The 3,198-nt window shown below is 66.1% G+C and carries 4 protein-coding genes; 2 read left to right on the top strand and 2 right to left on the bottom strand.

Annotation, left to right across the window (positions count from 1 at the left end; translation table 11 throughout):
• Window positions 1–156: 156 nt before the first annotated feature.
• Complete coding sequence (locus FVA95_RS28095; RefSeq protein WP_205016015.1) at window positions 157–753, top strand: GNAT family N-acetyltransferase; 597 nt, start codon at window positions 157–159, stop codon at window positions 751–753.
• Between the two features lie 36 nt (window positions 754–789).
• On the opposite strand, the gene FVA95_RS28090 is transcribed toward FVA95_RS28095, so the two are convergent.
• Window positions 790–1,767: an oxidoreductase gene (locus FVA95_RS28090; protein WP_149666821.1), complete on the bottom strand. Its 978-nt coding sequence runs from the start codon at window positions 1,765–1,767 to the stop codon at window positions 790–792.
• 54 nt (window positions 1,768–1,821) lie between these two features.
• Here FVA95_RS28090 and FVA95_RS28085 point away from each other — a divergent pair, with 54 nt between their 5' ends.
• A complete protein-coding gene (locus FVA95_RS28085) occupies window positions 1,822–2,295 on the top strand; it encodes a MerR family transcriptional regulator (RefSeq protein ID WP_149666820.1) in 474 nt (157 codons plus the stop codon).
• Window positions 2,296–2,806: 511 nt separating this feature from the next.
• Here the strand turns inward: FVA95_RS28085 and FVA95_RS28075 are convergent.
• The coding region (locus FVA95_RS28075; RefSeq protein ID WP_193564409.1) for a transposase at window positions 2,807–3,198 on the bottom strand (392 nt) is incomplete at its 5' end.

Below are 3,198 nucleotides of genomic sequence, written 5' to 3'. Positions count from 1 at the left end.
GGCCTTCGACGGACGCCTGTCCGCCGGACGCCGATAGCCCTCAACAGCCAGAGTTACACCGGAAACTTGACAGTCCCAGTGCCGCCGATGAGGTGAGCGTGTAGTTCGCTGCGATCGCAGCCAAGATCGTCCTTCAGAGCGACGAAGATCTGTACCGTGATCGACAGATTCCGGCGGTGCACGTCCGATGCCGACCCGGTCGGTCTGTTCGTATCATCGCAGTCGATGACTGATCGAATGAATTGGCCACTTGCTGCGGCGATCGACTCGCGGCGCCTGATGCTGGAGCCGTTGCGGGTAGATCACGCGGACGAGGCGGCCCTGCTGTTCGACGACACTCGTCTGCACGAGTTCATCGGCGGCACCCCGGCGACGATCGGACAGCTACGGGAGCGCTATCGCCGGCAGGTACTGGGGCGGTCTCCGGACGGCTCGCAGGGGTGGCTGAACTGGATGGTCCGTGAGCGTCGGACGGGGAGGCCCGTCGGCACGGTCCAAGCGACCCTGAGCCTAGGAAGGGATGGCGCGCTGGAGGCCGACTTGGCCTGGGTGGTGGGCGTGCCCTTCCAAGGGCGAGGCTATGCAGGCGAGGCGGCGGAAGCGATGGCGGAGTGGTTGGCCAGCTGTTGCGTTGGGGCGATGAAGGCACGTATTCATCCGGATCACGCCGCCTCGGCGGCGATCGCTCAGCGCCTGGGCATGACTCGGACTGATGAGGTCGTCGACGGAGAACAGTGCTGGGCGGTCTCGTAACGACGGGTTCTGCAGACAGCGGGGCGTTCGCGTGCGTCATCTACCAGCCGACGCACCGTCGATGGCGGTCATCTGGGCCGACACTTCCCAGAGTCGTTCGGCGCTGGCTGGGTCGACGGCGTAGTGGCGTACGCCACCGTCGTTCATGGAGCCGTCTGGACTGGCGAGCGGCGCGATGTCACAGTTCTCGCAGTAGGCCCCACCGTGGCTGGCGAGGTCCGGTGACGTCGCCGCCCACAGGCCGGTCGCCGCGCCCTGGCTGGGTGTCTTGAACCCGGGCGCGATGACGTTGCCCTCGGCGTCGGTCCATCCCAGCGCGACTCCTTCTTCCGGCGTGATGTCGCGCTGGAGCTCGGTGAAGATGCTCCCAGGGTGCAGGGAGAACGCGCGGATCCCCTCGTCTTTCGCGATCGCGTCGAGGTGGACGGCGAACAGCGCGTTGGCGGTCTTCGACTGCCCATAGGCGAGCCACTTGTCGTAGCCGCGCTCGAAGGCCATGTCGTCCCACCTGATGTCGGAGAGGTGGTGTCCCGCAGAGGAGTACGACACCACTCGCGCCCCGTCCGCGTTCGCAAGTAGCGGGAGCAGTAGGTTCACGAGGACGAAGTGGCCGAGGTGGTTGATCGCGAACTGGCTCTCCCAACCCGGTCCGACGCGCCGCTCGGGAGAGGCCATCACCCCGGCTGCAGCGATCAGCATGTCGAGCCGCGACTCGGACGCGCCCAGCTGCTCGGCGGCCGCGCGTACGCTCGCGAGGTCCGCCAGGTCCATGTGGATCACGGTGACGTCGCTGAGGTGGTCGAGTCGTTCGTGGGCGAGCTCGGGACGCCGCGCGGGCACCACTACGTGCGCACCCGCCTTCACCAGGGCGCGGGTCGTTTCCAGGCCCAGGCCCGAGTACCCGCCCGTGACCATCGCCGTCATGCCCCCCAGATCGACGCCCGCCATCACGTCGTCGGTCGTGGACATGGCGGTGAATCCGGAGTCGAGAGGCGTCTGCATGCTCGCTGTCATGCCGCCAACGTAGGAGTTAGAGTTCGCTCTAGGTCAAGGCCGAAAAGGGATCGCATGAGTGAATCGGGACAGGCCCAGGAGGCGTTCACGATCGGTGAGGTCGCTGAACGGACAGGGCTTAGTGTGCACGCGTTGCGGTACTACGAACGTGAGAATCTGCTCGTCGGCCCCGTACGACGGACATCCGGCGGCCGACGAACATATACCGCCGCCGATATCGAGTGGCTCCGATACGCGGTCAAGCTCCGCGAATCAGGCATGCCGCTCACGGACCTCGCCCAACTCGCCGCGCTGGTCCGGCAGGGGCCAGGCAACGAGAACGAACGCCTACAGATCCTCGACGCGCACCTGCATCGCATCGAGCGCCAGATTCAGGCCCTCGAACAATCCCGCGCCCTGATCGAGTGGAAGGTCGGCTTCTACGGCGACCACCTACGAGCCGGCTCCGCCACCGGACTATGGGACCCCACACAGGGCGACCGGACAACGCCATCTCACGTCAACAACGTCATGGCCGACAACACCTAGCCACACACAGAACCGTCGCTCCGCGACCGCCTGTCGGCGGCCCTGGACACCACCCGAACCATGCTCGTGGGGCCTCGTATCGGGGCGGGGAGAAGTCACCGGGTGGTTCACGACGTAGGAACCGGTGTGGCTACGCGCTTCTCCTCGGAGGGTCCACGCCACGGCGCCGGCGTCCAGGGTGGTCCGCGTCGCTACGCCGCCAGGGAAGCTGGTCGACCCACGGGGCGTCGACCTGGCCCACCAGGCCCTGGAACATGGTCCCGACGAGGCGGTCGAGCTGCGACCAGCAACGCCTCCTTGTCCTGGAGGAAGTACCCGCAGATCGTCGTCGTGGTGACCCCGGCCGCTCGGACAGACGCCCTGTCGATCCCGACCTGGACGAACAGCAACGCAGCTGCCTCGACGATCTCCGAGGACTTCGCTTCACGACCGCGAGAACGGCGGTTGCGAGGCACAGGGCACATGATCTTGCCTGGGGTCTGTAACGAGAACGGTGGTTCCGGCGATGTTGTCAGTAGTGCTCGGCGCCCGGCCAGCGGTCACCGAAAGTGATGGCGAAGGCGTTGAGGACTGGCTTCCAGCGCATCATCCATCGGGTGTGGCCTCGTCCGGTCGGGTCGAGGCTGCGGGTGACAAGGTACAGACATTTCATCGCGGCCTGCTCGCTGGGGAAATGCCCTCGCGCTCGGACCGCTCGCCGGTAGCGGGCGTTCAACGATTCGATCGCGTTCGTCGTACAGATCACCCTCCGGACCTCGATGTCGTAGTCGAGGAACGGCACGAACTCGGTCCAGGCGTTACGCCACAAACGTATCATCGCCGGATGGGCTCGCCCCCACTCGTCATCGAGATCATCCAGCGCGGCTGCAGCGGCATCGGCGGTGGACGCGGTGTAAATAGCTC

Origin of the sequence: Pseudonocardia sp. EV170527-09 (assembly GCF_008369905.1) — a bacterium.
In the GTDB taxonomy this organism is placed as follows: domain Bacteria; phylum Actinomycetota; class Actinomycetes; order Mycobacteriales; family Pseudonocardiaceae; genus Pseudonocardia.
The sequence above is the reverse complement of the archived record's forward strand: the minus strand, read 5'-3'. Positions and strand labels throughout refer to the sequence as shown.